20 protein-coding genes and 1 pseudogene are annotated in these 22,981 nt (G+C 40.3%); 19 read left to right on the forward strand and 2 right to left on the reverse strand.

What is annotated here, in order from left to right; all coding sequences use genetic code 11:
- The first annotated feature begins 95 nt into the window (after positions 1-95).
- From F3059_RS09315 to hemH, 10 genes are all read left to right on the forward strand, one after another.
- Positions 96-1,556 carry a glyceraldehyde-3-phosphate dehydrogenase gene (locus tag F3059_RS09315; RefSeq protein WP_151168525.1) on the forward strand — a complete coding sequence of 487 codons (1,461 nt, stop codon included), beginning with the start codon at positions 96-98 and terminating at the stop codon, positions 1,554-1,556.
- A 135-nt stretch (positions 1,557-1,691) separates the two neighbouring features.
- Positions 1,692-2,405: a hypothetical protein gene (locus F3059_RS09320; RefSeq protein ID WP_151168527.1), complete on the forward strand. Its 714-nt coding sequence runs from the start codon at positions 1,692-1,694 to the stop codon at positions 2,403-2,405.
- Positions 2,405-3,187 carry a diaminopimelate epimerase gene (dapF, locus tag F3059_RS09325; protein ID WP_151168529.1) on the forward strand — a complete coding sequence of 261 codons (783 nt, stop codon included), beginning with the start codon at positions 2,405-2,407 and terminating at the stop codon, positions 3,185-3,187. The genes F3059_RS09320 and dapF overlap by 1 nt, the downstream gene beginning before the upstream one ends.
- Positions 3,184-3,699 (forward strand): GNAT family N-acetyltransferase, encoded by a 516-nt coding sequence (locus F3059_RS09330; protein ID WP_151168531.1) that lies wholly within the window; start codon positions 3,184-3,186, stop codon positions 3,697-3,699. The genes dapF and F3059_RS09330 overlap by 4 nt, the downstream gene beginning before the upstream one ends.
- Complete coding sequence (mltG, locus tag F3059_RS09335) at positions 3,696-4,733, forward strand: endolytic transglycosylase MltG (RefSeq protein ID WP_151168533.1); 1,038 nt, start codon at positions 3,696-3,698, stop codon at positions 4,731-4,733. The genes F3059_RS09330 and mltG overlap by 4 nt, the downstream gene beginning before the upstream one ends.
- Before the next feature lie 47 nt (positions 4,734-4,780).
- Positions 4,781-5,656, forward strand: coding sequence for a YicC/YloC family endoribonuclease (locus F3059_RS09340; protein WP_151168535.1), 876 nt, complete (start codon positions 4,781-4,783; stop codon positions 5,654-5,656).
- The gene (gmk, locus tag F3059_RS09345) at positions 5,656-6,231 is read left to right on the forward strand and encodes a guanylate kinase (protein ID WP_151168537.1); all 576 of its coding nucleotides are present in this window, start codon (positions 5,656-5,658) and stop codon (positions 6,229-6,231) included. The genes F3059_RS09340 and gmk overlap by 1 nt, the downstream gene beginning before the upstream one ends.
- Positions 6,232-6,240: 9 nt before the next feature.
- Positions 6,241-6,840, forward strand: coding sequence for a nicotinate (nicotinamide) nucleotide adenylyltransferase (nadD, locus tag F3059_RS09350; RefSeq protein WP_151168539.1), 600 nt, complete (start codon positions 6,241-6,243; stop codon positions 6,838-6,840).
- A 49-nt stretch (positions 6,841-6,889) separates the two neighbouring features.
- Entirely contained in the window at positions 6,890-8,506 is a 1,617-nt protein-coding gene (lnt, locus tag F3059_RS09355) for an apolipoprotein N-acyltransferase (RefSeq protein WP_170265142.1), read from the forward strand.
- A complete protein-coding gene (gene hemH / locus F3059_RS09360) occupies positions 8,506-9,528 on the forward strand; it encodes a ferrochelatase (protein ID WP_151168544.1) in 1,023 nt (340 codons plus the stop codon). The genes lnt and hemH overlap by 1 nt, the downstream gene beginning before the upstream one ends.
- On the opposite strand, the gene F3059_RS09365 is transcribed toward hemH, so the two are convergent.
- Positions 9,518-10,150: a hypothetical protein gene (locus F3059_RS09365; protein ID WP_151168545.1), complete on the reverse strand. Its 633-nt coding sequence runs from the start codon at positions 10,148-10,150 to the stop codon at positions 9,518-9,520. The two genes, hemH and F3059_RS09365, sit on opposite strands and share 11 nt — an antisense overlap.
- A 35-nt stretch (positions 10,151-10,185) precedes the next feature.
- Between F3059_RS09365 and F3059_RS09370 the strand changes: the two genes are divergently transcribed.
- The 6 genes and pseudogenes from F3059_RS09370 (at position 10,186) to F3059_RS09390 (ending at position 16,673) form a co-directional block, all read left to right on the forward strand.
- Positions 10,186-11,481 carry an anthranilate synthase component I family protein gene (locus tag F3059_RS09370; protein WP_151168547.1) on the forward strand — a complete coding sequence of 432 codons (1,296 nt, stop codon included), beginning with the start codon at positions 10,186-10,188 and terminating at the stop codon, positions 11,479-11,481.
- Entirely contained in the window at positions 11,474-12,811 is a 1,338-nt protein-coding gene (gene tilS, locus F3059_RS09375) for a tRNA lysidine(34) synthetase TilS (RefSeq protein ID WP_151168549.1), read from the forward strand. Before F3059_RS09370 ends, tilS begins: the two co-directional genes overlap by 8 nt.
- Before the next feature lie 28 nt (positions 12,812-12,839).
- Positions 12,840-13,520 (forward strand): queuosine precursor transporter, encoded by a 681-nt coding sequence (locus tag F3059_RS09380; protein WP_151168695.1) that lies wholly within the window; start codon positions 12,840-12,842, stop codon positions 13,518-13,520.
- 82 nt (positions 13,521-13,602) lie between these two features.
- A pseudogene (locus tag F3059_RS13885) lies at positions 13,603-14,034 on the forward strand (protein-disulfide reductase DsbD domain-containing protein); the annotation flags it as partial.
- A gap of 138 nt (positions 14,035-14,172) precedes the next feature.
- Entirely contained in the window at positions 14,173-16,104 is a 1,932-nt protein-coding gene (locus tag F3059_RS09385) for a protein-disulfide reductase DsbD family protein (RefSeq protein WP_394349550.1), read from the forward strand.
- Positions 16,105-16,199: 95 nt separating this feature from the next.
- Positions 16,200-16,673, forward strand: a complete 474-nt coding sequence (locus F3059_RS09390) for a hypothetical protein (protein WP_151168553.1) — start codon at positions 16,200-16,202, stop codon at positions 16,671-16,673.
- Here the strand turns inward: F3059_RS09390 and F3059_RS09395 are convergent.
- Positions 16,670-18,802, reverse strand: coding sequence for a S46 family peptidase (locus tag F3059_RS09395; RefSeq protein ID WP_223274586.1), 2,133 nt, complete (start codon positions 18,800-18,802; stop codon positions 16,670-16,672). The two genes, F3059_RS09390 and F3059_RS09395, sit on opposite strands and share 4 nt — an antisense overlap.
- 68 nt (positions 18,803-18,870) lie before the next feature.
- On the opposite strand from F3059_RS09395, the gene F3059_RS09400 reads away from it, so the two are divergent.
- The 3 genes from F3059_RS09400 (at position 18,871) to F3059_RS09410 (ending at position 22,803) form a co-directional block, all read left to right on the forward strand.
- Positions 18,871-19,443, forward strand: coding sequence for a hypothetical protein (locus tag F3059_RS09400; RefSeq protein WP_151168556.1), 573 nt, complete (start codon positions 18,871-18,873; stop codon positions 19,441-19,443).
- 70 nt (positions 19,444-19,513) lie between these two features.
- On the forward strand, positions 19,514-20,002 hold the full coding sequence (locus F3059_RS09405; protein WP_151168558.1) for a T9SS type A sorting domain-containing protein: 489 nt from the start codon (positions 19,514-19,516) through the stop codon (positions 20,000-20,002).
- Between the two features lie 2 nt (positions 20,003-20,004).
- Positions 20,005-22,803: an autotransporter outer membrane beta-barrel domain-containing protein gene (locus F3059_RS09410; protein ID WP_151168561.1), complete on the forward strand. Its 2,799-nt coding sequence runs from the start codon at positions 20,005-20,007 to the stop codon at positions 22,801-22,803.
- Positions 22,804-22,981: the final 178 nt, after the last annotated feature.

The following is a 22,981-nucleotide window of genomic DNA, read 5'->3' on the forward strand; positions in this document are numbered from 1 at the left end:
ATTAAGACAAATTACCCAATTTAATCATGAAAAACTATGTATCTTCGCGCCAGAATTTAATACGGATTTAATCATTTCATCGCAAAAAAATTGTCATGGCGAATCAAACGGCAAAGCGTGATTACAGCACCAATCTAAACAATTGGTTAGAGCAGGAAAAAGCTGCTGTAAGCTTAATTAATTCTATTGGTAAACTGTTGTACGAAGACTCTGTGGAGCTTGTGCTTTTTCGCAATCATCTCGTTGATCAAAGTGTATCTGAGATCCTCAATATGCACGAGTACGCAAACAGCGTTGTGAAAAATCCGGTTACGATTTTTGACACCTCAAAAATTGCGGCTGAAATCCTCGAAATGGATTTGGCAGCATCGAAAATCGATATCGGGAAATTGGCTGTTGAGTTCCAAAAAGAAGGAGACAACTTCGATAGTTTAAATGCATTTCTCAAAGATCGCATCGGATCATTTGTAAAAGGATCTGGGTCAGAGCCTGAGCCGAGAGATGTTGTGCTTTTCGGTTTCGGTCGTATTGGTCGTCTAGCTGCTCGCGAACTCATCAAGCAGTTTGGTAAAGGACAACAGTTGCGTTTGCGTGCAATCGTAACACGTGACGACAGCGATAAAACAATCATCAAACGTGCAGCGCTATTGCGCAACGATTCTGTTCACGGACACTTCCCCGGAACTGTAAAAGAAGACCTCGATAAAAAAGAATTGGTTATTAATGGTCAGCGCGTTAAAATGATCGGAACCAACAATCCCGATCAGGTTGATTACACCGAGTACGGAATTGAAAACGCAATTCTCATCGACAACACCGGTGTTTTTAACAACAAAGAAGCATTGAGTATTCACCTCAAAGCAAACGGAATTTCAAAAGTAGTTTTGACTGCTCCGGGATCAGGTATTCCAAATATCGTTTACGGAATCAATCAGGGAGATATCGACATTGAAAACGATGATATTCTTTCAGCTGCATCGTGTACAACGAATGCTATTTCTCCGGTTCTGAAAGTTGTTCATGATAAATTAGGCGTAGAAAAAGGACACATTGAAACTGTACACGCTTACACGAACGATCAAAACCTACTCGACAACATGCACAAAAAACCGCGTAGAGGTCGTTCTGCAGCTATCAACATGGTGATCACTTCAACAGGTGCAGGTAAAGCTGTTTCAAAAGTAATTCCTGATTTAGATGGGAGATTGACAGCAAACGCTGTTCGTGTTCCCACTCCAAATGGTTCATTGGCTATTTTGAACCTTACAGTTGGAAAAGACACTTCACCTGAAGAGATCAACGAGATCATCCGTAAGTCTGCTCTTGAAGGAGACTTAGTAAATCAAATAAACTACCAGATGGATCCTGAGTTGGTATCGAATGACATAATTGGTAACACGTGCTGCTCTGTCTTTGACAGCAACGCAACGCTCGTTCACAACGACAAGCGTAATGTGGTGCTTTACACCTGGTACGATAATGAGTTTGGCTACACAAAGCAGGTTATCCGCCTTGCCAAGTACGTAGCAAAAGTGCGTAGATTACACTATTACTAGGATTGATTTTTACAATTCACTGAAAGCCTCTTCATGGATTTGAAGGGGCTTTTTTCTTGATTGTGATATTACTCCCAGAGGATAAGAGAGTTTCCATTTCATTCGCTACATTTGTGTAAATCACAAGAAGAGAGAATGTTTGCTGGTTATTGGGTTTTATCGGTTTCTTTTTTGGTGCTTTTAATGGCGTCCTGCAGCAATGGTCAGCAGAATAAAAGTGAGACTTCAGGAAAAAAGTCTAAAAAAACGGTTGTAGAGTCAGTCAAAACAACAAGTCAGAAACAAGCTCAAAAGCCTGATTCACTCAATTTACAATCAGAACCGAAAGTTGACGATCAGCCTGAGGTTGCACAGAAAAGTGAGCCTGATGGTGAAAAGCCTGAGGTTGAGTCGGGCACTGACCGTGAAACTGCTGATTCAACAGGTTCTTCTCAAATAGACTCACTTCCAGATCAATCGGCTCAAATTGACGATGAAATTGTAGTGCAAAGAGAGCAACTCGTTAGCAGGTCTGTTTTAAAGATCATTCCTGTTGAGGTTGAGGATACAGTTCTCACAACGCAGGATGATACGCTCATCCAAAAGCAGAGTTCTATAAAGCCGGTCAAAAAAACAACTATTACTGTTGAGTACTGGCAGTCGCCACTGAATTCAAAAGGCTACAAAATGGCGAATAACAAACTGCTACTTTTTGGAGTAGATGTGGATGAAGCGCACAAAGTTTATGAGTTGCAGGATTCACTCTATTTTAAGCATTTCAATAATCTTTATGCTGTAAAGCCTTCTTTTGAATTATTGCCGCTAAAACCGGTCACATCAAAATCTATTTTGCTACAATTGCAGCAATAATGAAAGTTACATTTTACAAATACCACGGAACGGGAAATGACTTTATCCTGATCGATGATCGTAAAAATGAATTTCCCGCTGATAATGCTGAATTAATTGACAAACTTTGCGAGCGCAGGTTTGGAATAGGAGCTGATGGTTTAATGCTTTTGCGCAATCATCCAGATCTCGACTTTGAGATGATCTATTTTAACTCTGACGGGCGATACAGCAGCATGTGCGGAAACGGAGGCCGCTGCATTGTCGCCTTTGCGAAATTCCTGGGTGTTATTGAAGATCGAACCACTTTTATGGCTGTTGACGGAGAGCACAAAGCTCAGTTCTCCGGTGATTGGGTAGAATTACAGATGAACGCTAAAAGTGCTGTTGAGGAAAGAAATGGTGATTATGTTCTCGATACCGGCTCACCTCACTTTATTCACTTTCAAAACGCAGAAATTTCAAATGCTGATCTCAATAAATACGTAGAGGAAATCCGGTTTGGGGCAGAGTTTAAAGAAGAGGGAATCAACATCAATTTAGTTCAGCCGGTTGGTGAAACTCTCCACATGCGTACTTACGAACGCGGTGTTGAAGATGAAACATTTTCTTGCGGAACTGGTGTAACAGCCGTGGCGATTAGCAATGCTTTCAAAAATGATCGCAATGGTGAAATCGATCAGCCGATTAAAGCTCGTGGTGGAGATTTGAGTGTTTCTTTTGAGAAAAAGGGAAATGAAATTTCAAACATCTGGTTGAAAGGTCCGGCTGAGCAGGTTTTCAAAGGAGAGATTGAAATATGAAAGGAGAAAAGGTAACACTCAGAGCCGTTGAGCCGGAAGATGTGGAGTTGCTTTACAACTGGGAAAACAAGCTCGAGAACTGGAAAGTGAGCAATACCCTTGCGCCATTTCCGCGAAATGTACTGGAGCAATACGCCCGGTCAGATCAGGATCTTTATGCTTTCAAGCAAGCGCGTTTCATGATCTGCGAAAAAGGAACTGAAGAAACTGTTGGCTGTGTCGATATTTTTGATCTCGATCTGGTGAATGACAGGGCCGGAGTTGGCGTGTTAATCGCGAGGCCTGAATTCCGCGAAAAAGGCTATGCAAAAGACGCACTCGAAATACTTATCAAATACGCTTTTGAGATATTAAATTTGCATCAACTTTACTGCAATATTCCGGCCGATAACGGAAAAAGCCTCAAACTTTTTGAGCAGCTCGGGTTTCAAAAAACCGGCACATTTCACGACTGGATCAAGCGCAGTAACGTTTTTGTGGATGAATACACTCTTCAATTAATCAATAAGTGAGTCAGCTTAAAAAAATCATCATCGCACTTGTGGTCCTCGTTTTGGTTGGTGTTGGTATTACAGCTTACCAACTCTACAAAACCATCAAGTCACCTAACGTCAACATACCAAAAACTGAGGATCAGTTTTTTTATATCAGAACCGGAGCCAGTTTTGACGATGTGAAGCAGCAACTAATGGATGAAGGATATATCATCAATGAAAACACATTTACGTGGGTTGCCGAAAAGAAAAAGTACATCCAAAACATAAAACCCGGCCGATATAGACTGGAGGACGGAATGAGCAACAATGAACTCGTCAACTTACTCCGTTCCGGGAGGCAGGTTCCCGTTCAGGTAACTTTTAACACGATCAGAACCCTCCACGAGCTGGCTGGAAAGGTGAGCAGCCAGCTCGAAGTGGACTCGCTCAGCCTGGATTCGGCTCTGACCGATAAAGAACTCATGGAGCATTACGGCTTTGATGATGCTACTTTTATTTCCATGTTTATTCCAAATACTTATGAGTTTTACTGGAACACAAATGGCAAAGAGTTTATCGAACGTATGGCTCAGGAATTTAAACGCTTTTGGACAGATGAACGCATTCGAAAAGCGAAAGAAATTGGGCTGTCGCAAAGTGAAGTGGCCACTTTAGCAAGCATTGTTCAGCAAGAAACATTCAGAGCCGATGAAATGCCAAAAGTGGCGGGTCTTTATTTGAACAGATTAGAGCGCGGTATGAAATTACAAGCTGATCCTACTGTGAAATACGCTGTTGGTGATCCATCTCTCAAGCGGATTTACTTCAAACATCTCAAAGTGGAGTCGCCATACAACACTTACGTTGTTACAGGATTACCTCCAGGGCCAATCGCAGTTCCTGAGCGAACAGCGCTCGATGCAGTCTTAAATGCTGTTGATCACAATTATTACTACATGTGTGCCAAGCCAGATTATTCAGGCTATCACGAGTTTGCCAGAACACTCGCTCAACACAACCGAAACAGGGCAAAATACATTCAATTTTTAAGAAGAGAAGGAGTTCGATAAGCGCTCCAACTTAAAGTGTTACCTTTGCCCGTCCTAAAAGGACGTATATGATCTATTCCATGACAGGCTTTGGAAAAGCCTCGGGCGAATTGGGGAACAAAAAATTTGTTGTTGAACTCAAGTCGCTCAACAGTAAGCAGGCCGATATCATCGTGCGGATGCCCAGCAATTACAAGGAAAAAGAAATGGAATTGCGCTCGCTTCTGTACAACACTCTCGAGCGTGGAAAAATCGAATTTTCACTTTTTGTAGAAAACAACGGAGCTGAATCGAGCCACGGAGTCAATCAGGCACTCGCTCGATCTTATTATTCTCAATTGCAAGAACTAGGTGAATCGATTGGCGAATCGAGTGATGATTACCTCGGTATCCTGATGCGAATGCCTGAAGTGTTGCGTCCTGAGCGTGAAGAACTCGATCCTGAAGAATGGCAATATATCGTTCATCTCACCAGGCAGGCTGCTGAAAAACTCATGGAATTCAGAGAGCAGGAAGGTGCTAAACTGGAAAAGGATTTCAGGGAACGCGTGAATGAGATTGTTTCTCTCTCAAAAATTGTTGAAGACAACGAAGATGACAGAATCAATTCAGTTAAAGAGCGCATTCAAAAAAGTTTGAATGAGCTCGCGACATCAGAAAAAAATATCGATTCAAACAGGCAGGAACAGGAGTTGATTTACTACCTCGAAAAGTTGGATATTACTGAGGAGAAAGTCCGCCTGAAGGCACATTGTGACTACTTTGTTGAGACTTTGGGTGGTGATAAATCTCAGGGTAAAAAGCTCTCGTTTATTACACAGGAAATAGGAAGAGAAATCAACACAATTGGTTCTAAAGCGAACAATGCACCCATTCAGCGTGCTGTAGTACAAATGAAAGATGAGCTCGAGAAAATAAAAGAGCAGATTTTAAATGTACTTTAATGAGCAATAAACTTGTTATTATATCAGCACCCAGCGGAGCCGGAAAAACAACAATCGTTCATGAGTTGTTAGAAGATACGCCCGGTTTGGAATTCAGCATTTCGGCTACTAGCAGGGAACAGCGAACAACTGAAATTCACGGAGAGGATTATTACTTTTTGGGAGTGAATGGCTTTAAAAATGCAATAGAAAAACAAGAGTTTCTAGAGTGGGAAGAAGTTTACCCTGATCAGTTTTACGGAACATTGAAGAAAGAAGTGAATCGCATTTGGGAAAAAGGAAATGCGGTCATTTTTGATATTGATGTTGAGGGTGGATTGAATTTAAAAAAGCAGTTTGGGGAAAAAGCGCTCGCTATTTTTATTGAGCCACCTTCAGAGAGTGCGCTCGAAGAGCGATTGAGAAAACGCAAAACAGAATCGGAAGAGAAAATTAAGATGCGCATTTCAAAAGCGCGTAATGAATTATCAAAAGCAAAACAATTTGATCAAGTCGTTGTGAACGATGACCTTGATATTGCTGTTGATAAAGTAAAAGAATTAGTACAGGCATTTTTGAATGCTGAAAACAATTGAAATAAAACGATGAAGGTAGGACTCTACTTCGGTACGTTTAATCCTATTCACGTAGGACACCTCATTATCGCCAATTACATGGCGCAATACACTGATCTGGATCAGGTTTGGATGGTTGTAACGCCACAAAATCCGATGAAAAAAAATCACAACCTGCTCGAAGATTATCACCGGCTTGAAATGGTGAGAATAGCAGTTGATGAGAACGATAAGCTCGATTACTGCGACATTGAATTTAAACTTCCTAAACCATCTTACACATCGAATACACTCGTTGCTTTGGAGGAAAAATATCCTCAGCACGATTTCAATCTGATTATGGGGGAAGATAATTTGCGCACTCTTCACAAGTGGCAAAACCACGAGCAGATTTTAGATAACCATGAAATCTATGTTTACCCCCGGGCTCTGACCGAAGAAGAACAACAAAAAATCAAAAACAAAAAGAGCCGCTACGCTGATCACAACAGGGTGAAACTCGTGAAAGCACCTATTATGAAAATTTCTTCATCGCTTATCCGCAGGGCAATTCACGAAGGTAAAGACGTTCAGTACCTGCTTACTGAGCCGGTTCACAAATATTGTGACGAGATGAATTTTTATAAATGATCCACTACTTTTGAATGCGTGAAACACACTAAAGCCGCATAAATTGAGATTGAAAAAAATACACAAAATTGGTTTATCAGTGCTTTCGGGTGTGTTGGCAGGCGTTTCGTGGCCTTCAACAGGCGGGCTTGTTCCGCTTATTTTTATCGCTTTTGTTCCGCTATTAATCGTAGCTCAATCGCAGCTCGAAAGCTCTCAACGTGGAGAAAAGAGCAGAGTCATTTGGTACGCATACATCGCTTTTTTAGTGTGGAATATCATTTCTACATGGTGGGTTTGGAATGCTTCCTCTTTTGGGGCAGTTGCAGCGATACTTTTTAACGCACTTTTTGTAGCAGTAATTTTTTCGCTATTCCAGGCTACTCGCAAAACTTTGGGCGATGTGCCGGGCTTTGCAGGGCTCATTATGTATTGGCTCGCCTGGGAATGGTTTCACATGGATTGGGATTTATCGTGGCCGTGGCTCACGTTAGGAAACGTATTTGCCGGGACTCCAAATTGGGTTCAATGGTACGAGTTTACAGGCGTTAACGGAGGAACTCTTTGGATTTGGCTCGTCAACATTGTTGTTTTTAGAGCGGTTCAAAAATACCTGGCTTTTTCAACGGTCAGAGCCTCAATCCGACCATTGATTACAACCATCATGCTCCTCTCGGTTCCGATTATTGCCGGATACAGCATTTTTAATATCTATGAACAACAGGGTGAAGAAGTTGAGGTTGTGGTTGTGCAGCCAAATGTCGATCCCTATAACGATAAGTTTGGTAATTTATCGAGCGAAGAACAGGTAGAAAAAATCACTGATCTCGCCCGGCAAATAATATCGAAAAATACACGTTATGTCGTAGCGCCAGAAACTGCTATTCCAAAGAGTTTTGACGAAGCAGAATTCAAGCAAACAAATGAGTATGCGGTTCTGAAAGAGCTACAAAATGACTTTCCAAAGACGAACATTGTAATCGGAGCTTCAACTTTTGTGATTTACGGAAGGATGAAGCCTGATAGCCCAACCGCTCGCTATGCAGACCGCAACCAGATTTACTACGATTACTGTAATACTGCTGTTCAAATCTCCGCACAAGACAGCATTGAGTTTTACCACAAGTCAAAGCTCGTCCCCGGAGTTGAAATGATGCCATTTCCATGGTTGTTTCAGCATTTTCAGGATTTAGCTTTTAATCTTGGTGGGACAACAGGAAGTTTAGGCCGACAGGATTACAGGGAGTCGTTTTCGAGTGAAGTTGGAAGCATCGCTCCTGTTATTTGTTATGAATCTGTTTATGGGGAATATGTTGGAGACTACATCCATGAAGGAGCTGAAGCGATTTTTATAATCACAAATGATGGTTGGTGGGGAAATACACCGGGCTATCATCAACATCTTAAATACGCTCAGCTCAGAGCCATTGAACATCGCAAATCAATTGCCCGATCTGCTAATACCGGAATTTCAGCATTCATCAATCAAAAAGGAGAAATCGAACAACACACCTCATGGTGGGAGCCGGATGTGATAAAAGCGAAAATTGCACTTAATCCCCAAAAAACCTTTTATACAAAACACGGTGATTACATGTCGCGAACTTCTTTAGCTTTTAGTGGGTTACTTCTATTGTTAGTTTTTGTTAGAAGACGACAATCCGAATCAAAAAAACAGGACAAGTAATGCAAAAGAAAGTAGGCGTACTTTTAGTTAATCTTGGCACGCCCGATAATCCGGGAGTAAGTGCTGTGAGAAAATACCTTTTTCAGTTTTTGAACGATCCGCGAGTGATCGATTTACCCTGGCTGGCAAGAGCCATTTTAGTGAACCTGATAATCGTGCCGTTCAGATCCTTTTCATCGTCAAAGATCTACAAAATGTTGTGGGATGACAGAGGCTCATCTCTTCTCTATTTGGGTGAGGATCTTCGCGATGAACTTCAGAAAAAAATGCCTGATCACATTGATGTTCATTTAGCAATGCGCTACCAATCTCCCAGCATGGAGAGTGTTTTGGAAAAAATGCGCATTAAGAATTATGATCAAATCATCATTTTGCCACTCTATCCGCAGTACGCTTCATCTACAACAGGCTCAACCCTTGAGAGAGCCATGAAGATTATGAAAAAATGGTATGTGATTCCCGAGGTTTCAATGGTGAGCCAGTACTGGGATCACCCTGGTTTTATTGATGCCTTTGTCGAGAGAGGAAAACAATTTAACATCGATGATTACGATCACGTAATTTTCAGCTATCACGGCTTACCGGTAAGGCAAGTTGATAAAGTTTACGATGACGGCTTGCCATGCGATGAACACGATTGCGAAACCAAAATAACAGAGCTCAACAAGTTTTGCTACAAAGCAACTTGTTTTGCAACTACGAGAGCATTAGTGTCTCGCCTGAATATTCCAGAATCAAAATATACAGTTGCTTTTCAAAGCCGATTAGACAAGAATTGGTTAGAACCATTCAGCGATAAAATCGTGGAAGAGCAGGCTAAAAAAGGAGCTAAAAAATTACTGGTTTTTAGTCCGGCCTTCACTGCCGATTGTCTTGAAACAACGGTTGAGATTGGTGATGAATATGTAGAAATCTTCGAAGAAAACGGAGGCGAGAAATTAGACCTTGTTCCCAGCTTAAACGTTCACCCAAAATGGGTTGAAACGCTTGAGAATATTGTGAAGAAGAGGGCTATCGCCTAGCCGATCCTTCACCGGTATTCAGTTTGATCAATTTTTTAAACGCTGCGTCACCATCCTCAAACTGTTTGGGATTAAAAGGGATCTCAAAATATTTTGTCAAAATACGGTTGATGTGTCGTCTCGAGCTGATGTCAAAAAACTTTGAAGCATTGTCCAGTTCTTCAGCATTTTTTGATCTTACGTATAAAGAGCCGTATTCATCGGGTTTGAGATTCAGGCAGTTTAGGTCCGTGTCGTAAATCTCGATTTCTCCGTCATTGAGTAATCGGTAAAACTTCTCGTCAAAAACGCGAAAAGTCGTTTGATCCAGGCCGTTGATAATGTTTAGGCACCCCTTTACAGTAACAGACTTTATCGAATCTACCGAATATGTTTCTGTCTCTTTTGGCGGAAATGATTGTGTGTATTGCACTTCATGTTTACTGACGAGTACAAAACCATTGAGTTCATCTCCATTTTCAATAACAAGCTGACCACTATACCAACCCGATATTTTCTGCTCTTCAGTTGATGAGCTGTACATGTAAGGATAATACAACAGGAATGTATTACAGTTTTGAGCACTTAGTTTCCCAAAACCTAAAACCACCAAACTGATCAATAAGAATAACTGCTTTATCATAAAACATAAATTTGTCCACTAAAAATACGCTGTTTTTGAAAAGAAGTCAAGTTGATATTGATGAGCGGCAGGATTTTATTTTAAAACTCCAAAAGCTTGCTGCAGGTCATGAGCACTACTGCTGTCTGGATTCAAATAGTCAGGCAGCGTACACTTATCCTGATGAAATGCGGTTTGATCACGTTATCGCTTTTGAGTCGATAGACTTCATCCAGCCGAAAAGTGATGCTTTTGCGGTTCTTAAAGAGTATCGGAATAAACATTCAGACTGGCTTTTTGGGCATTTTAGCTATGACCTCAAAAACGAAGTTGAAAAGCTGTCGTCAGGTAATCCTTCTTTTTCAGGGTTTCCTGAGTTATTTTTCTTCAGACCCAAATGGCTTTTTATCTGTGAGGGAGGAAAGTGGCGTGCTGAGGTTTTTGAAGAGCATTTACCGGAGCTCGATCAGCTATTGAGAGATATCGAATCAGTAGATATTACATCAAAGAAGTTTCCCAATGTTGATTTTGAGCCACAAATAACACATGCTCAATACATAAAAAGGGTGATGAGTCTCAAGCATCACATTCAAATTGGGGATATTTATGAAGCTAATTTTTGCCAAAACTTCGTATCTCCAAATACTGAAATTGACCTGGCTTCAATCTTTCAGAGGTTACAAAAAATCTCACCAACTCCATTTGCGGCACTTTATGGAGCTAGCGGACAACACTTGATTTGTGCCAGTCCGGAGCGATTCATTGCAAAGCGGGGTTCCACACTCACATCGCAACCGATCAAAGGCACTGCTAAACGTGGCTCTGACCGTGATGAAGATGAAAAGATAAAAGAGGTATTACGATCAGATCCCAAGGAGCAATCAGAAAATGTGATGATCGTGGATCTGGTGAGAAACGATTTGTCGCGGACTGCGCAAAAAGGCACAGTAAGGGTTGATGAGTTGTTTGGAGTGTATTCTTTTGAAACAGTTCACCAACTTATTTCAACGGTGAAAAGTGAGTTGCGCGATGATGTTGATTTTGTCGATGCACTCAAGTTGGCCTTCCCGATGGGTAGCATGACGGGAGCTCCAAAAGTAAAAGCTATGCAGTTGATCGAAGAACACGAATCTTTTAAAAGAGGGTTGTATTCTGGTAGTGTTGGCTATTTTGATCCAAAGGGAAATGCAGATTTTAATGTGGTAATAAGATCGATTTTGTACAACGCCCCCGAAAAAACTGTTTCCTTTGCTGTAGGTGGTGCCATAACATCACTTTGCGATCCTGAAAAAGAATACGAAGAAAGCCTGCTCAAGGCTCAGGGAATGATAAAAGCACTGAAAAATGCCTGACAAACAACTCGCTGAAGCGTTTTTAGAATATATCAACGAAGAAAAATTACTCACCCGAAACAACAAGCTGTTAGTTGGTGTGAGCGGAGGCATAGATAGTGTTACGCTGTGCGAGTTGCTGCACAGATCTAATATTTCATTTGCAATTGCGCATTGCAATTTCGGTTTACGAGGAGGTGAAAGCGATGCTGATGATATTTTTGTTCAGTCACTGGCTGATAATTATGAAGTCCCACATTTCAGGAAGTATTTTGAAACCAAAAAGTATGCTGAGGAAAACGGGGTTTCCATTCAAATGGCGGCCCGTGATTTGCGTTACGAGTGGTTTGAAGAAATAAGATCCAAAGAGCAATACGATTTTATTGCTGTCGCCACGAATTTGAACGATGATCTGGAAACGATGCTCATCAACTTCACTCGCGGGACAGGGATTAAGGGTCTGACCGGAATAAAACCCAAGAATGGGAAAGTAGTGAGGCCTCTACTTTTTGCCTCTCGCGATCAAATTGAGACGTTTGCCAGGCAGGAAGAAGTCAACTGGCGTGAAGATTCTTCAAACCAGAGCACAAAGTACTTGCGAAATGATATCAGGCACAATGTTGTCCCGGTACTAAAACGAGCTAACCCGTCATTGGAGAACACTTTTCGCGAAAATGTGATTCACTTCAAGCAGGCTGAAGAATTCATTCAGAACCGAATGGCCGATATTTACGAGCAAATTATAGAACAGCAAAAAGATGGTGTGGCGCTGGATAAAGAGTTTATCGTGAATGACCCTGATGGTCGTTTTATCCTCTTTAGAATTTTGCATCGGTATGCTTTTCACCGCGATCAAACGAATCAAATTTTTGAGTTGCTCAATCAGCAGCCCGGTAAGCAATTTTTCAGCAGTGCTTATGTGCTTACGATAGACAGAGGAAAGATTTTTATTCAACCGAGGGAGAAAGAAGGTCACGTTCAGAACCACCTGGAACCTACAGATATGGAAATATCGCGGCCGGTACCACTCCGCACGAAGGTTCTGACAATGGATGAATTTACGATGGATAAAAGTTTAGATGTAGCCTGCCTCGATTTTGATAAGTTGAACTTTCCGCTTACAGTGAGAACGTGGCAGGAAGGCGATTCTTTTGTTCCGCTCGGGATGAAAGGAAACAAAAAAGTATCTGATTTATTGGTCGATGAAAAAGTGCCACTCAACCAAAAGCAACATGTATCTGTTGTTGTTAGCGGAGATGAAATTGTGTGGGTTGTTGGAATCCGCATCTCTGATAAAGTGAAAGTAAACGAGGAAACGCAAAAGGTTTTCCTGATGGAGTTGATAATTTAGTTGCTCTTAAACTAGTACTTTGGCAATCATGAAACCCGGTAAAAAACGACAGGCAGATTTCTTTTTTCTGATTTTGGCAGCTCTGTTTGTGGCGGCTCTCGTGACAACCAATCTTATCGCCAATAAGTTTGTCACGGTAGATTTGGGTTTCAAAGTCTTCAAAATATCAGCCGGAGTTTTGCCGTACCCGGCAACATTTCTCATCACAGATATTCTCAGCGAGATCTATGGGAAAAAGAAAACACAGGCTGTTGTGTTTTCAGGTTTTTTCGCCTCAATTTTTGTGTTGGGCATTTTGTGGTTGGGGAATCAGTTTCCTTCAATTGATGGCTCTCCGGTGAATGATGATCAATACGCAACTGTGTTTTCTAATAGTTGGAGAGTTATTCTCTCTTCAATGATTGCTTACCTGGCAGCACAATTTGTCGATGTGCGGATTTATCACTTTTGGAAGAAACTCACAAACGGTCGTTTTTTGTGGTTGCGAAATAACGGCTCCACGATTGTTTCTCAGCTGACTGATACAACACTTGTTGTGCTGGTTCTTTTTGTGGGTGTAAAATCTTTTGACAATATCTTGTTACTGATTCTCGATGGCTGGTTTTTCAAGGTAATTATGGCAGCACTCGATACGCCATTACTCTATGCAGCAGTATATTTTATCCAGCGCCAATTTGGCCTTGAGCGCAATCAGGAGATTCTCGATTGATGGCTTTCAGTTAAAATGCAGTTAAGCTGACAAATTGATATAGTGAATTCGTTACATTTGAAGCTTTCAAATTGGAAATGATATGCTTAATAAACTGTCAGCTAGTGTGATTCAACGCGTTTTAGTCGTTTTATTTGCAATTACTGCAACCATTTCACAGGCTCAAATACACGATCCTGTAGAGTGGTCTTTTCGGTCAGAGCCGGTCGGTAATGGCGAGTTCGATCTCTATTTTGAGTCCACCATCGATGAAGGATGGCATCTTTACGGGAATGAAATCCCGGAGGGAGGTCCAATTCCAACAACCTTCATGTTTGAAGAAAACAGCGGGTTTGATCTGGTAGGCGAATTAGTTGAACCATCGAATAAAATCATGAAGGACGATCCTTTCTTCATGATGGAGCTTACCTATTTTGAAGAAAAAGCAGTTTTTAAGCATCGTGTTAAACTGAACGAAAAAACAGCAAAAATTAAAGGAGAACTTGAGTTCATGGTTTGTAATGAAACGCAATGTCTCCCTCCCGAGCTTGTTCCATTTGAATTTGATCTCAAAAAAAGCGATTCTCCAGCCAGTAAAGCAGCTAAGCAGGCAAAGCAAAAAAAGCCGGAAAAAGAAGCGAATGACAAAGGATCTGACAGTGAAAATGACGGAATATTAAAGCCTGTTACCTGGAAGTGGGAAATGAAATCACTGGGGGACAATGAGTTTGAGTTGATCGCTCATGCTAAAATCAAAGAGAACTGGCACCTTTACACGATGGACTTGCCTGAAGGTGATGGTCCGGTAGCTACAGAATTCACTATTCTCGATTCCAATGCTGTTGAACTGATTGGTGAACCACAGCAAATAGGTAAAAAAGTCAACGAGTACGATCCCAATTTCATGATGGATCTTTCCTTTTTCAAAAAGGAAGCAACGATCAAGCAGCGAGTAAAATTACTGAAGGAAAAAGCTGATGTGAGAGCTGAGGTTTACTTCATGACTTGCGATGATAAACGCTGCTTACCACCTGAAGGAATCGTGAATAAGTTTACGCTAGAAGCTACTGCTGATATTAAAAAATCTGAAAAGGCAGAAGTTGAGTCTGGTTCTGAAAAGAATGGTAAAAAAGAAGAGAAAGATGGCTCGTTATGGGGGATCTTCTTTTTGAGTTTTCTCGGTGGATTTGCAGCGTTGTTGACTCCATGTGTTTTCCCGATGATTCCAATGACAGTTAGCTTTTTCACCAAGCAGAGTAAAACGAGAGCGAAAGGAATCACGAATGCCATTATCTATGCACTTTTCATTATCGCAGTTTACACAATACTTGGGTTTTTAATTACCTGGATCTTTGGTGCTGATGCTCTCAACGCAATGTCGACCAATGAGTGGTTCAACCTGATTTTCTTTTTACTTCTCATAATATTCGCTGTTTCATTCCTGGGAGCTTTTGAAATTACGCTTCCATCATCCTGGGTAAATAAAGCAGATCAGGCATCGGATAAAGGTGGATTGATCGGGATATTCTTTATGGCACTGACACTTTCATTAGTGAGTTTTTCCTGTACAGGGCCAATAATTGGAACTCTGCTAGTAGACGCAGCTGTTTATGGTGGTGTTAGTGGCCCGCTAGTTGGAATGTTTGGTTTTTCACTTGCACTTGCTTTACCATTTGCGTTATTTGCTGCATTTCCGGGCTGGTTGAACTCAATGCCAAAATCTGGCGGTTGGTTGAACTCTGTAAAAGTTGTTCTGGGCTTTTTAGAATTGGGTTTGGCTTTTAAGTTTTTATCAAACGCTGACCTCGTTTTACAATTAGGCATTATAACCAGAGAAGTATTCATCGCTATTTGGATTGGCGTTTCAACAATGCTCACACTTTATTTACTTGGTTTTATAAGACTTCCGCACGATTCGCCAATTGAAAAACTTTCAGTTGGAAGAACATTATTAGGGACGCTGTTTTTGATGTTCACCATTTACTTAATTCCCGGAATGTGGGGAGCGCCATTGAAACTCATCAGTGGATTTCCGCCACCGCAATTCTACAGTGAATCGCCAGAGGGTGTTGGTAAAGAAAGCACGATTATGCAATCAGCTTCTGCCGGATCTGAAGATAGCGCTATTCCAGAAGGAGCAGATCCTGAGCATTGCCCACACAACCTAAATTGTTTCCACGACTATGAAACCGGAATGGAATACGCACAAGAAGTTGGAAAACCGGTAATGCTTGACTTCACTGGTTGGGCGTGCGTGAATTGCAGGAAAATGGAAGAGCAGGTTTGGTCAGATCCCAGAGTACTGGATCGACTCCGAAATGATTTTGTGTTGATTTCACTCTATGTTGATGAGCGCAAAAAACTCCCTGAAGAAGAGCGTTACACTTCTGAAACTACTGGAAAAAAAGTACGCACTGTAGGAAATAAATGGAGCGACTTCCAGGCATCAAAATTTGGAACAAACTCTCAGCCGTACTATGTTGTAATCGATCATGAAGGAAACCAGTTGATTGAGTCGGCAGCTTATGATCCTGATATTGAAAAATACATCAATTGGTTAGATAAAGGCAAGGAGGCTTTTGAAGCCGAAGGTGTTAAAAAATGAAAACATCTTTAAAATTCAGTGGTTTAGAAGAGGCAATGGTTTTTATCGTTGCCTTTTTTTATAAAGTTTGTATTTTAAGAAGCAAATTGAATTAAATGGATTTACTGAAAACAAAAGAAAAATTAGTTGAGGAAGCTTTAAAAGAACTCAATGAGTTACATGAAGGACTCATTCAAACTGCAGAAATGAAGATGCACTCTGGTGCAATTGATGATGAATCAATCATGCAGGGTTCTTTTGGTAGCGGAGACAGCGGAATGGAAGATATGTCCAAGGAAACTGCTGCGTTAAAAATGCAGGAAGCTGATCAGGTGAAAGAAGATATCAAGGTATACGAACAATACAAGTTTGAAAAACCACACGAGGTTATTGAGCCACTTGCTTTGGTGAAAACAAACAAGGGAAACTTCTTCATCACGAAACGACCGCTGAATAAGATTAAAGTAGATGGTGAATTGTATTTCATGATTGCTCCCACAGCCCCAATTTTTGGAGCTATGGAAGGCAAGAAAAAAGGTGATTCATTCAGCTTTAACGGGAATGAATTCAAAATAGAGGAGCTCGCTTAGTTTTTTACGAGCTCCATTTCATCTATTAATCTGTTTGCACCGGCATACTTGTCGATCACGAAAAGTACGTAGCGAATATCAACCATGATGTTTCGGCAAATCTCTGGATCGTACATGATATCGCTCATCGTGCTTTCCCAGGTTCTGTCAAAGTTGAGACCTATTAGTTGTCCTTCGCCATTGATTGCCGGGCTACCTGAGTTTCCGCCAGATGTGTGGTTCTGACCGATAAAACACACGCGCAGCTCCCCGTTTTCATCAGCGTATTGACCAAAATCTTTGCTTTGAATTAAGCTGTGGAGTTTTGAAGGAACATCGTATTCCTTTGATGTTGTGTCCATCTTTTGGATGATACCATCAGTAGTAGTGTAATAGCTGCAATTGATGCCGTCTTTTGGTTCGTAACCATTTATTTTTCCGTAAGACAGGCGGAGTGTGAAGTTGGCATCGGGATAGTATTTCTTGTAGTTTGGAAGAAGCGTTTGAAGCGCTTTCATGTAAACTCTGTTCGTAGAGTCGATTGCTTTATTCACCTCAGAATATGGCGGACGCACATTATTTGAGTACGAATTGAGTAATGATTGAGCGATTTTGAATGCATCATCTTTCAGAATCTTCTTGCGCTGTTTTGGAGTGTAATTTTCGATGAATTCTGTAAGTTTTTCTTCATCGTCAAACATCGAGTTTTTGTAGAGCTTTTCAGCAGGTTTTTTGCCGTTGAAGTATTCAATAATTTCATTGGGCCTAACTGATTCATTAAGGTTGTTGAGGTACATCGGCATGAGTTTCGCCATGATTTTTTGATCAGTAGGTTGGTGGTAGTCCTTGAAGAAACTTTTAGTGCGTTTGAGCATCTTTTCTTTTAAAGATGTAAGCGCAGAATCTGATAGGTTTTCTTTGGTCAGAGCCTCAAATCCATTTGCAAAACGCAACACCTCAGGGCCGTAGTAGTAAATTTCGATGAGCATAGCTCTGGCGAAATTGTATGGTTTGTAAACCTTGTATAGGCTATCATAAACAGTTGGGATGTTAGCCCAGTCAGATTTCCCTGTTTCTTTAGCACGAGTAACAAACTGCTTTTCCAATTCCTTCTTTTTTCCAACAGCATTCACGTTTTTGAGTCCGTTAGTTTGACCTTTCCACTTTTTCCAGGCATTGCTGATGCTCGATTGTTTAGCGGCATACTGGATGTTGATTTTTTTGTCATTCGCCATTGCGTTGCCGATTATTTCGAGTGAAGCATCGCGCATTTCAATTCTGGCCGGGTTGAGCTTATCGATAGTGTATTCAACCGCTGTAGCAGGTAAATATTCCTCAGTGCTTGCCGGAAAACCAAACACCATTGAAAAATCATTTTTTTCGTATCCGTTGAGCGAAATAGGGAAGTGGTGCTTTGGTTGATAAGGCACGTTGTCTTCGCTGTACTCGGCCGGTTTGTTGTTTTCATCAGCATAGATGCGAAACATTGAAAAATCTCCGGTGTGTCTTGGCCACATCCAGTTGTCAGAGTCGAAACCGAATTTACCAATCGATGAAGGTGGAGCGCCAACGAGCCTGATGTCTTTAAAAGTCTCTGTGATAAACATGAAGTATTGGTTACCATGGTAAAATGGTTTTATGTAAGCATCGTAGTGTGTGTCTTCAGTTGCCTTTTTCGTCAGATTCGAAATGCGAGCACTGATAATTGAGTCGCGTTTTGCTTCAACAAGAGAAGGTGAAATGTCAGCTAGCATTTTTCTTGAGACATCTTCAATGCGAACGATGAACGTTGCGGTAAGCCCGGTATTTGGGAGTTCATCTTTCAGCGACTGTGCCCAAAAGCCTTCGGTTAGGTAGTCGTTTTCTACGGTAGAGTGGCTTTGGATCTGACCGTAACCACAGTGATGGTTGGTCAATAATAAACCATTTGAAGAAATGATTTCACCGGTGCAGCCACCGCCAAATTTTACAACAGCATCTTTCATACTCGATTGATTAACGCTGTAAATGTCCTCAGCCGTTAACTTGTAACCCATTGATTGCATTTCGCTTTCGTTGAGTTGCTTGAGTAAGAGAGGAATCCACATCCCTTCTTTTGCAATTGCAGTTGAGCTGATAATTATGGCTGTAAAAAGAGTTAAAAATCGCATTGTCATAAATTTTGTGAGCGTCAAATTTACAATCAAACTTTCACAAATGAGTATCGTAAATTTGCTCCATGCATGATATTGAACCATATTGGCAATGGCGGGAGTATTACACAGCCGAAACAGATAGCAATTCTCCTTTTTTTGAGAGGGAGTATAACGAGTTTGAATTTGAGGATAATGTGTATGGGTATTTAATTCATCCTCAATGGGATAATATTGGTTCATCGACTCTGTTTATGAAAATTCTCTATGCAGATTATGATGATGGGTTCGCGATTATTGAGTTGATAGGGGAGTGGAATGATTGCCTTTACAATGATATTATGTATTTGAAGCGCAATATTATTGACCACATGTTGGATAAAGGAATCAATAAATTTATCTTAATTGGAGAAAATATTCTCAATTTTCATGCTTCAGATGATTGTTATTATGAGGAGTGGTTTGAAGATGTTGAAGAAGGTTGGATTTCACTGTTTAACTTTAGAGATCATCTTTTACAGGAGTTTGAAGCATATGGAATTGATTACTATTTTATTATGGGAGGAAGACTCACTGATATAGACTGGCGAACCAGAAATCCGAAAAGTTTATTTAGAGAGGTTAGTAGAATGGTAACAAAAAGAATTTCTTTGTACTGAAATTTTTGTACATTTATTTCTCTATTTTTGTTTTTAAACAATATTTTGTTGATTTAACTAACACTAGATTATGAAATTTACTTTCGTATTTTTTATATCGATTTTGTTTTCCATTTCTGTTCAATCTCAAGAGGTTATTGGGGTTACCGGAGACTTTGATACTACGACAACTACATCGACTTCTGTAGCCTGGACAATTGGAGAGCCAATTATCGAGACATTTGAGAGCCCTAATATTGATGTTGCTTTAACCCAGGGATTTCACCAAAGCGGGTTCCAAATTGTATTTGTTGAAGAAAAGCCTGCTAGAGATATCAATACAAAGATTTACCCAAATCCGGCTCTCGGTTATTTTAATATTGAATTTACAGGAATACTTCCTGATGAAGCTCAATACATGATGTATGATTTTACTGGAAAGCTAGTTCGTGAAGGAACAATTAATAGTCAGATCCAGAGGGTAGAACTTGGCAATCTCGCTAACGCACAGTATATATTGAAAATAAAATCTAACAAACTCGACTACGAAAAGACATATCGTCTTCAAAAAATTCAATAATTATGAAACGATTATTACTAGCATTGACCTTAATTTTATTTACCTCAATTTCATTTGCGCAATCTCCTGAAGCGATCAAGTATCAGGCAGTTGCACGTGATGCAAATGGGGATGTTTACGCTAATACGAATGTTTCGATGCGTATCAGTGTTTTGGAAACCAGTACAACTGGTCCGGCTGTTTATGTTGAAACACATAGCGTAACCTCGAATGATTACGGGTTAATCAACCTTGAGATCGGAACTGGAACACCTGTTACCGGTACTTTTGCCGCAATCGACTGGGGATCTGACCTCCACTATGTGAAAGTTGAAATAGACCCTGCTGGAGGAAATAATTACGAGGTAATGGGAACATCACAGATGCTTTCAGTTCCTTATGCCCTGTATGCTGAAAATGCTGGAAATACTGATGATGCAGATTCTGACCCTACAAATGAGCTTATTACAAACGCTCAGTTGAATGGTGCCGGACTTGAAATTGAAGAAGCTGGAAATGTTCAAACAGTTGATCTATCTTCATTAATCAACGACAATGATGCTAACCCGGGAAACGAGCTTATCAATAATGTGAGTTATCAAAATGATACAATTACAATTACTGAAGCTGGTATAGATCACATTATCGACTTGACTGGTTTGCAGGATAACGATTCTGATTCAACTAACGAAATTCAGGATTTACAGTTAGCCGGTAATATTTTGACGATTACTGATAATAGCTCTGCAACTGCAATTGATTTATCACCCTATTTAGATAATACAGATCAGCAGTCCCTCAGTATTTCAAATACAGGAACTGTTTTTACAGTTACAATCGCCAACGGAAACTCGATCTCGTTTGATGTTGCAGATAACGACAATGATCCAACTAATGAGATTCAATCTCTTTCAAAAACGGGTAATCAAATTTCTTTGAGTAATGGTGGGGGTACTATTACCGATGATGTTGATGATGCTGATAATGACCCAGCAAATGAAAGCTTGACGAATGCAACTCTTAACTCAACAGATTTGGAGATTACCGAATCAGGTAATCTTACAACAGTTGACATGAGTTCGCTTGTTGATGACGCTGATGCCGATCCAAACAATGAGATTCAGACTATATCCAAAACGGGTAATCAGATTTCATTGAGTAATGGTGGTGGTACTGTTACTGATGATGTAGATGATGCCGATGCGGATCCATCAAATGAATTTCAAACTATTTCCAAATCAGGTAATACTGTAACACTTAGTGATGGAGGGGGTAGTTTTACAGATGATGTAGACGATGCCGATGCCGATCCAGCAAATGAATCCTTGACGAATGCAACTCTAAATTTAACTGATTTGGAGATAACAGAATCTGGAAATTTAACTACAGTTGATTTGAGTTCATTAGTAGATGATGCTGATGCTGATCCATCTAATGAATCTGTTACAAATTTTGTGTTAAATGGTAATACTCTTGAATTGACAGAGTCAGGGAATTTAAATACAGTTGATTTATCATCACTTTCTGATGCAGATGCAGATCCAACGAACGAAATTCAAGATTTATCATTGACTAATGATACATTGACTATTACAAATAATGCTTCTGCAACTGATATTTCACTTCTCAACTATAAACCATTATGGGAAGTAAATGGTTCAGGCGATAAGTACACTTTTGACAGAGTTGGTATCAATACTAATTCTCCTGGTTTCCCTTTTGAAATAGAAGATACATTGAGTTCATCTAGGAATAGGAGTTTGAATATTTCAACTGTTTCATCGTCTTCATCCGGTAGTGGTGCTGCTAACTCACAATCAGCACTGTATATAAATATGTCTGGAAGTAATTCCTCATATTCTGGTATTAAATCAATTTCAAATGGAAATGCAACCAGAAATTTTGGAGGTTTTTTTGATGCTAATAATTCTACTAATACTAATACAGGTATCTATGTGACATCAGGGTTTGGTGGTGTTCAAGCTACAACATCTTATGGTACATTTACTAAAGCTGGTAATGCTACAAATTTGAATATTGGACTTGTTGGTCAAGCTGATGGAACAGCAGGACTAAATGTTGGAGTAGGAGGTCAAATTAATGGAAATACAGGCGCAGGTTCTAATTACGCATTTTATGGGTTTGGTGATGAAAGTGGCTCTGGTGATAATTACGGTATTTACTTAATTGCAGAAAACTCAACGGGAACAAATTATGGCGTTTACGCTGATGCTCCTGGTTCTACAGGTACTAGTTTTGCCGGGTATTTTGATGGAGATGTTGAGATCACTGGAGACCTAAATGTTACAGGTAATATCTCTAAAGGAGGAGGAACTTTTAAAATAGATCATCCACAAGATCCAACTAATAAATATTTAGTTCACTCTTTTGTTGAAAGTCCTGAGATGATGAATGTTTACAATGGTAACATAGAAACAGATGCAAATGGTTATGCCACTGTAGAGTTACCCGAGTATTTTGAGTCGGCAAATAAAGATTTCCGATATCAATTGACAGTAATTGGATCATTTGCCCAGGCAATAGTTAAAGAGAAAATTAGTGACAATAAGTTTATTATTCAGACAGATCAACCAAATGTTGAAGTTAGCTGGCAAGTAACTGGAATTAGAAATGATCCATACGCTCAGAAGAACAGAATTAAGCCTGTTCAAGAAAAACCAGTACAACACAAGGGAACTTACCTTCATCCTGATGCATACGATGCAGATGAGTCGAGGAGTCAGCATGAGAAATACGGACCAGATAAGGATAAGCAGCGTAAAGCTCAAAAGCAAATTGAAAAAGACTTAAGTGATAAATAGATCAAAAAAAGCGCAGGGAGTTTCTCTGCCTTTTTTCAAAAATCAATGATTTGAAAAAAAATTAACGTCTCTATTGTGCTATTTAACCAAATTTTTTTATCATTGCATTACTCCCCTCACAGGAACCTACCTCTTTAACTTAAAAAAAGCGCTACATGTAGCGCTTTTTTTTTACTAT

The sequence above is a fragment of the Salibacter halophilus genome, from assembly GCF_008806325.1.
Lineage (GTDB): Bacteria > Bacteroidota > Bacteroidia > Flavobacteriales_G > Salibacteraceae > Salibacter > Salibacter halophilus.

What these genes read in the sequence shown, in the direction of transcription:
- gmk (WP_151168537.1), top strand. Translation starts at nt 5,656, where the DNA reads ATGAGCAATAAACTTGTTATTATATCAGCACCCAGCGGAGCCGGAAAA.
- F3059_RS09330 (WP_151168531.1), top strand. Translation starts at nt 3,184, where the DNA reads ATGAAAGGAGAAAAGGTAACACTCAGAGCCGTTGAGCCGGAAGATGTG.
- F3059_RS09390 (WP_151168553.1), top strand. Translation starts at nt 16,200, where the DNA reads ATGGATTTACTGAAAACAAAAGAAAAATTAGTTGAGGAAGCTTTAAAA.
- F3059_RS09380 (WP_151168695.1), top strand. Translation starts at nt 12,840, where the DNA reads ATGAAACCCGGTAAAAAACGACAGGCAGATTTCTTTTTTCTGATTTTG.
- F3059_RS09410 (WP_151168561.1), top strand. Translation starts at nt 20,005, where the DNA reads ATGAAACGATTATTACTAGCATTGACCTTAATTTTATTTACCTCAATT.
- nadD (WP_151168539.1), top strand. Translation starts at nt 6,241, where the DNA reads ATGAAGGTAGGACTCTACTTCGGTACGTTTAATCCTATTCACGTAGGA.
- F3059_RS09365 (WP_151168545.1), bottom strand. Translation starts at nt 10,150, where the DNA reads ATGATAAAGCAGTTATTCTTATTGATCAGTTTGGTGGTTTTAGGTTTT.
- F3059_RS09340 (WP_151168535.1), top strand. Translation starts at nt 4,781, where the DNA reads ATGATCTATTCCATGACAGGCTTTGGAAAAGCCTCGGGCGAATTGGGG.
- hemH (WP_151168544.1), top strand. Translation starts at nt 8,506, where the DNA reads ATGCAAAAGAAAGTAGGCGTACTTTTAGTTAATCTTGGCACGCCCGAT.
- F3059_RS09395 (WP_223274586.1), bottom strand. Translation starts at nt 18,802, where the DNA reads ATGCGATTTTTAACTCTTTTTACAGCCATAATTATCAGCTCAACTGCA.
- dapF (WP_151168529.1), top strand. Translation starts at nt 2,405, where the DNA reads ATGAAAGTTACATTTTACAAATACCACGGAACGGGAAATGACTTTATC.
- F3059_RS09315 (WP_151168525.1), top strand. Translation starts at nt 96, where the DNA reads ATGGCGAATCAAACGGCAAAGCGTGATTACAGCACCAATCTAAACAAT.
- F3059_RS09405 (WP_151168558.1), top strand. Translation starts at nt 19,514, where the DNA reads ATGAAATTTACTTTCGTATTTTTTATATCGATTTTGTTTTCCATTTCT.
- F3059_RS09320 (WP_151168527.1), top strand. Translation starts at nt 1,692, where the DNA reads ATGTTTGCTGGTTATTGGGTTTTATCGGTTTCTTTTTTGGTGCTTTTA.
- F3059_RS09400 (WP_151168556.1), top strand. Translation starts at nt 18,871, where the DNA reads ATGCATGATATTGAACCATATTGGCAATGGCGGGAGTATTACACAGCC.
- tilS (WP_151168549.1), top strand. Translation starts at nt 11,474, where the DNA reads ATGCCTGACAAACAACTCGCTGAAGCGTTTTTAGAATATATCAACGAA.